We start from the raw sequence: 4,880 nt of genomic DNA, 5'->3' as shown, positions 1-4,880 counted from the left end.
GCCATCGGCATCCTCGATGCGGAAATAGTCGCGCGTCGATGCCGCCTCGTCGCTTGGCGCTTCCCGCCACCATTCGGCGGCGATGCGTTCCGGCCCTTCGGCGCGCGTGACCCGGTAGAGCGCGCGCCGCCAGCGGAAGTGCAGCGGTGGTCCTTCCGGCATTTCAGTGGCCGGCACATCGATGGGTTCGGGCGAGCGGAACAGCCGGATTGGCCGTTCCGGCGGAAAAATGGTTTGTGGCGCCTGCAGCCTGCCGGGCTTTTTCGGCGGCGTGGTCCGGCGCGGCGCGTCGGTGAAGGGGATGGTGGCTACGGCACGCTCCGGCAGATGGCTTTCGACCGCGACCGGCCGGAGCACCGCGCCCTCGCCGAGCCGGGCGCGGATGCGGTCGGCGAACAGCGCGATATCGGCGCCGTCGTCGGTCGTTTCGCCGGCAAGATCGGCCTGCTGCATGTCGAAGGTGGCTGCCGCCAACACCGAGAGCCGCACCAGATCGAAACCATAGCCGGCATCGATATCCTGTTCGAGCGCGGCCAGTCTTTCATGGAACAGTTTCTGGATCAGCATGGGTTCGCGCATCGGCCGCGAGGTGCCGATGGCGATGCGGCTGACGGCGCCGTCGACGCGAAACAGCAGCAGCGCCAGCGTTCTGGCGCCCTCGCCGCGGCGCTCGAGATCGGTTTTCAAGGTCGCCGCCAGCATGCCCACCAGTCGTTCGATGTCCTCGGTCAAAGTGACGGGCTCGGCCAGATGGCGTTCGACCGAAAGCGGCGCGACGGGCAGGCGCGGCGACACCGCTTCGTCGAGACGGCCAAGCGCCTGGTCTAGGCGCAGCAGCAGCAAGGCGCCAAAGCGGCGGGCGAGCGGCGCGCGCGGTGCCGCCATGACGGCGCCGGCCGTGCGCAGGCCCACACTTTCCAGGCTGGTGCGGGTCGAGGGTTCAATGCGCAGCGCGGCCAGCGGCAGGGGTGCCAGCAGTGCCTCCTCCTCGCCTGACACAACGATGCGGTCACCGCAAAAGCGTGCCGCCGCCCAGGCCGCGCCCGGCGTCGCGGCAAGCCCGGCGCGGACATCGAAACCCTGATGGAAGAAGCGCGACAGGATGTCGTCCAGCATGGCGCGTTCGCCGCCGAACAGATGGGTGCAGCCGGTGACGTCGAGAAACAGGCCATCCGCGCCATCCAGCGCCACCAGCGGTGTGTAGCGGTCGCACCAGTCGGCGAGGCCTTCGAGCAGGCGGCGGTCGGCCTCCGGATCGGCCTCGACGACGTCGATCGACGGATGCATGGCGCGCGCATCGGCGATGCCCATGTCGCGCTTCAGGTGCAGCGCCTCAGCCCGCTCGTCGAGGGCCGAGATGCGCTGCGCGTTGCGGTCGCGATGGCTGATCACGAGCGGCGGGTGAGAGGGGTGATCCGACGGCCGGGAACGCCAGGACCGCCCCAGACGCTGGCGCAGGACCCTTTCCGCCGCCAGATAGGGAAACCACAGGGACAGGATTCTTTGGCCGGTTTCTTTCCCCACCTGCTCCTTCGTCGCCCGCTCTTTCGTCGAATGCGCGTTCATCGGGGTTCCACTCCAGTGTGAATTGTCCAGGCAGGGCCGTGCGGCTCTTGCCGATGGTGAGGATGAAGGCCGGGCGGTCGATCGAACCGGCCAGCGGCCCGGCGATGGTGTCGCGCGGTGTTGCCGGCGCCGATGCGACGATGAGGCGGACGGGTGCCGCCGTCGGTTCGGGTTCGGCCGCCTGCCGCAGCAGGAACACCGGGCGGCCGGCCGCTTGCGCCCTTGCATGCAGCCGGCGTGTCGCGGTCAGGTCCAGCCGCTGCGGATTGCCGCGGATTTCCAGAATGACGGCGGCGAGCGCCGTCATCCGGGCCGCCTCCTCGGCGACCCACAGCGCATCGACAAGCTTTGGCGCCTCGGAAAACAGCAATTGCTCCGGCTCGATGCCGAACGCGGCATGAAGCCCCCTGGCATAGGGAAAGCCCGCCTCGCGGAAAATCTCCGATGTGCCGATCCACAGCACCGGCAGCCCCGGCGTTTGCTTGAGGATCAGACTGGTGAGCGACAAAGCGAAGCCGGCGACGGCCCCGGCATCGCGGGTTTGCGTGCCATGGATCTCGCTCAGGGCGGCCTTCGGCAGGCCGCCGCTCAGGGCGGCGTCGAGGCGCTCGACACCAATAGGCAGAAACGCATCCGGCAACGCCGCGGCAATGCCACGCCGGACGATTGTGAGATCGGTGCTGGCGTCGGCATTAAAGGGCGCGGCGGCCGGCGCAGCCAAGCGCTCGGGCAGCGTTCCCTCGATTTTCGCGATCTGGCGGCGCAGGGCAAAAACAGTCTCCCGCGCCACGGCGGTCATCGCCATGACGGTCAGCTTCCACTCACAATTGTTCCTGTTATGTTCCTATAGATTCCAGAGGGTGACCCAGGAGTCAAGCAGAGTCATGGGGAATTTATTCCTCTCGGCAGGGATGGCGCAGGCGCATCGGCCCGTTCATTTGCCGATTCCGGTGCGAAAGCCTATATGCCGGGATCAAAGGACAAAGCATGGCCCGCATCTACAAGACCCGCACTTGGCACGACGAACTCTCGCCCTCGATGGACGAAATGGAGTTCCTGGCGCTGGAGGCGTATGCGCATCTGCCGGAGGATTTTCGCAAGCTGACCGGCGAGATCGTCATCCAGATCGCCGAGTTCCCGACCGACGAGATCATGGACGACCTGTCGCTGGAGACGCCCTTCGACCTGCTCGGCCTGTTCGAGGGACGCGGCATCGCCGAACGCTGGAACCCGCAGACCGGCGAGGGCCCGAACCGCATCACGCTCTACCGCCGCGCCATCCTCGACTACTGGTCCGAGAACGAGGAAACGCTGGGCGACATCGTCACCCACGTGCTGATCCACGAGATCGGCCACCATTTCGGCCTGTCGGACGATGATATGGAGAAGATCGAAGAGGCGGCGGAATAGCCCCACACCCTCGTCATCCTAGGGCGGAGCAAGGAGCGAAGCGACGCAGCGCAGACCCTAGGATCCATGCCGTGATCTTGGTACAGTGCTCCGTCGGTGCAGGACTGAAAGCTTACCATCCGGTTTCGGCGAAAACAGGCCCTAATCCTGATCTGCTATGCCCCTCGGCGAAGGTCACGGCATGGATCCTAGGGTCTCCGCAGTCGCTTTGCGACTGCTGCGCCCTAGGATGACGAAGGGAGTCGTGACAATGGAACGTCAGAGCTTTGAAAATGTCTGGGATGCGCTGGAAGATACTCCGGCCGAGGCTGCCAATATGGCCATGCGCTCCAATTTGCTGATCGCGATTGAACAGCGGGTGCGGAGCTGGAAAATTACCCAGGCCGAAGCAGCCGAGCGGCTCGGAATCACGCAGCCGCGCCTTAGCGACCTCTTGCGGGGCAGGATCGCGAATTTCAGCCTGGACACGTTGATCAACCTTGCCACACAGGCCGGACTTACAGTGCGCCTTGATATTGCCGAGGCTGCCTAATCCGCATGCAAGGCGCTGTCCCCTACCAGTCGCTGAGCTTCGTATCGGGTCCGTATTCCTGGCCGTCGATATCCTTGACCACGGCCTGGCCGCAACGCATCGTTTTGGCCTTCTTGTCGTAGGCATAGGTCGGCGAGCCGAACAGGTGCCAGCCCTTGTTCAGCGCCGCCGTCACCTTGTGGCAGAAGCTGGCATCGTCCGGAGCGGACAGAAAGCGGTAGAGTTTCATTGTTCAATTCCTGTCGTGAGTAGCCATAGCTAGCTCGCATCCATCGAGCATTTATGACCCGATGGCGGCTGCCTTCGCCAGCAGTTTTTCGGCCTGCGCCAGATGCAGGCGCTCGACCATCCTGCCGTTCAGCGCGATCACGCCCTTGCCGGCATTCTCGGCGAGCGCGAAGGCTTCCTTCACCGAGCGCGCCTCGGCCACGGCTTCCGTGGACGGCGCGAAGGTGCGGTTGGCGGCTTCGATCTGGGCCGGGTGGATGAGGCTCTTGCCGTTGAAGCCCATGGCCGCGGCTTCCGCGCATTCATGGGTGAAAGCGTCGAGGTTGCGAAAATCGTTGGAGACGCCGTCGAGCATGTCGATGCCGCCGGCGCGCGCGGCCAGCACCATCTGCATCAGCCATGGCACGAGGTAGCGTCGGTCAGGCGTTGCCAGAATGCCGGTCTCCTTGACCAGGTCATTCGTTCCGGCAACGAAACAACTGAGCCGCGAGGCCGGGTCGCGGCCAAGTTCGGCGATGGCGCCAATGTTGAGCAGCGCCTTGGGCGTCTCGATCATCGCCCATAGTTTCACGCTGTCGGGGGCAAAATTGTCGTCGAGCACATCGCCGGCCTCGAGCAGGTCGCGCGGCGTGTCGACCTTGGGCAACAGGATGCCGTCGGGCTCGCAGCCTGCGGCAGCCAGCAGGTCGTCGGCGCCCCATTCGGTTGCCAGCGCATTGATGCGCACGATCATCTCGCAGCGTCTGCCAATATGGTTGGCGAAAATGCCGGCCAGTTTTTCGCGAGCGCCGATCTTGTCGGCCGGGGCGACGGCATCCTCCAGGTCGATGATGATTGCATCGCAGGCAAGCTGCGCGATCTTGGCCAGGGCCTTGTCGTTGGAGGCCGGGACGTAGAGCACAGAGCGGCGCGGGCGGTAGGTTTCCATGGGTGATCTATGCCGCTTGTGGGTGGGTGAGGCAAGCGCGCAGGGCTGTGCCTGAGGCGAGCCAATCGCGAAAGCTGGTGCTGCCCCTCACTGTCCTGCCGGACATCTCTCCCCGTAAACGGGGCGAGAGGAGCTGGCGGCAACGCCGGCGCGTTTCTTGCGACGCTGGAGATTGGCGAAACCGGCGACAAGAGCGTCCCTCGCCCCGTTTACGGG

At 65.3% G+C, this 4,880-nt stretch carries 6 protein-coding genes; 2 read left to right on the top strand and 4 right to left on the bottom strand.

Going from position 1 to position 4,880, the window contains the following annotated elements:
- Nucleotides 1-1,392, bottom strand: a 1,392-nt coding sequence (locus EN750_RS18555) for a DNA polymerase Y family protein (protein ID WP_145967757.1), incomplete at its 3' end; no start/stop codon positions are given.
- On the bottom strand, nt 1,334-2,371 hold the full coding sequence (locus EN750_RS40830; RefSeq protein WP_127397277.1) for a hypothetical protein: 1,038 nt from the start codon (nt 2,369-2,371) through the stop codon (nt 1,334-1,336). The genes EN750_RS40830 and EN750_RS18555, both read right to left, overlap by 59 nt.
- A 182-nt stretch (nt 2,372-2,553) precedes the next feature.
- Here EN750_RS40830 and EN750_RS18545 point away from each other — a divergent pair, with 182 nt between their 5' ends.
- Both EN750_RS18545 and EN750_RS18540 read left to right on the top strand, forming a co-directional pair.
- Nucleotides 2,554-2,976 (top strand): metallopeptidase family protein, encoded by a 423-nt coding sequence (locus EN750_RS18545; RefSeq protein WP_023763026.1) that lies wholly within the window; start codon nt 2,554-2,556, stop codon nt 2,974-2,976.
- A 250-nt stretch (nt 2,977-3,226) separates the two neighbouring features.
- Nucleotides 3,227-3,508, top strand: a complete 282-nt coding sequence (locus EN750_RS18540; RefSeq protein ID WP_127320835.1) for an XRE family transcriptional regulator — start codon at nt 3,227-3,229, stop codon at nt 3,506-3,508.
- Nucleotides 3,509-3,530: 22 nt separating this feature from the next.
- Here EN750_RS18540 and EN750_RS18535 read toward each other — a convergent pair whose 3' ends face one another.
- Together EN750_RS18535 and EN750_RS18530 are read right to left on the bottom strand one after the other, a co-directional pair.
- Nucleotides 3,531-3,737 carry a DUF1737 domain-containing protein gene (locus EN750_RS18535; RefSeq protein WP_127261267.1) on the bottom strand — a complete coding sequence of 69 codons (207 nt, stop codon included), beginning with the start codon at nt 3,735-3,737 and terminating at the stop codon, nt 3,531-3,533.
- 51 nt (nt 3,738-3,788) lie between these two features.
- Nucleotides 3,789-4,664 (bottom strand): CoA ester lyase, encoded by an 876-nt coding sequence (locus EN750_RS18530; RefSeq protein WP_127397276.1) that lies wholly within the window; start codon nt 4,662-4,664, stop codon nt 3,789-3,791.
- Nucleotides 4,665-4,880 lie beyond the last annotated feature (216 nt).

It is taken from the genome of Mesorhizobium sp. M7A.F.Ca.ET.027.03.2.1, assembly GCF_003999175.1.
In the GTDB taxonomy this organism is placed as follows: Bacteria; Pseudomonadota; Alphaproteobacteria; order Rhizobiales; family Rhizobiaceae; genus Mesorhizobium.
Note: the sequence above shows the minus strand (reverse complement) of the source record. Positions and strands in the feature narration are given on the sequence as shown.

Coding starts and splice junctions, on each gene's coding strand:
- EN750_RS18530 (WP_127397276.1), bottom strand. CDS start 4,664: ATGGAAACCTACCGCCCGCGCCGCTCTGTGCTCTACGTCCCGGCCTCC.
- EN750_RS18545 (WP_023763026.1), top strand. CDS start 2,554: ATGGCCCGCATCTACAAGACCCGCACTTGGCACGACGAACTCTCGCCC.
- EN750_RS18540 (WP_127320835.1), top strand. CDS start 3,227: ATGGAACGTCAGAGCTTTGAAAATGTCTGGGATGCGCTGGAAGATACT.
- EN750_RS40830 (WP_127397277.1), bottom strand. CDS start 2,371: ATGGCGATGACCGCCGTGGCGCGGGAGACTGTTTTTGCCCTGCGCCGC.
- EN750_RS18535 (WP_127261267.1), bottom strand. CDS start 3,737: ATGAAACTCTACCGCTTTCTGTCCGCTCCGGACGATGCCAGCTTCTGC.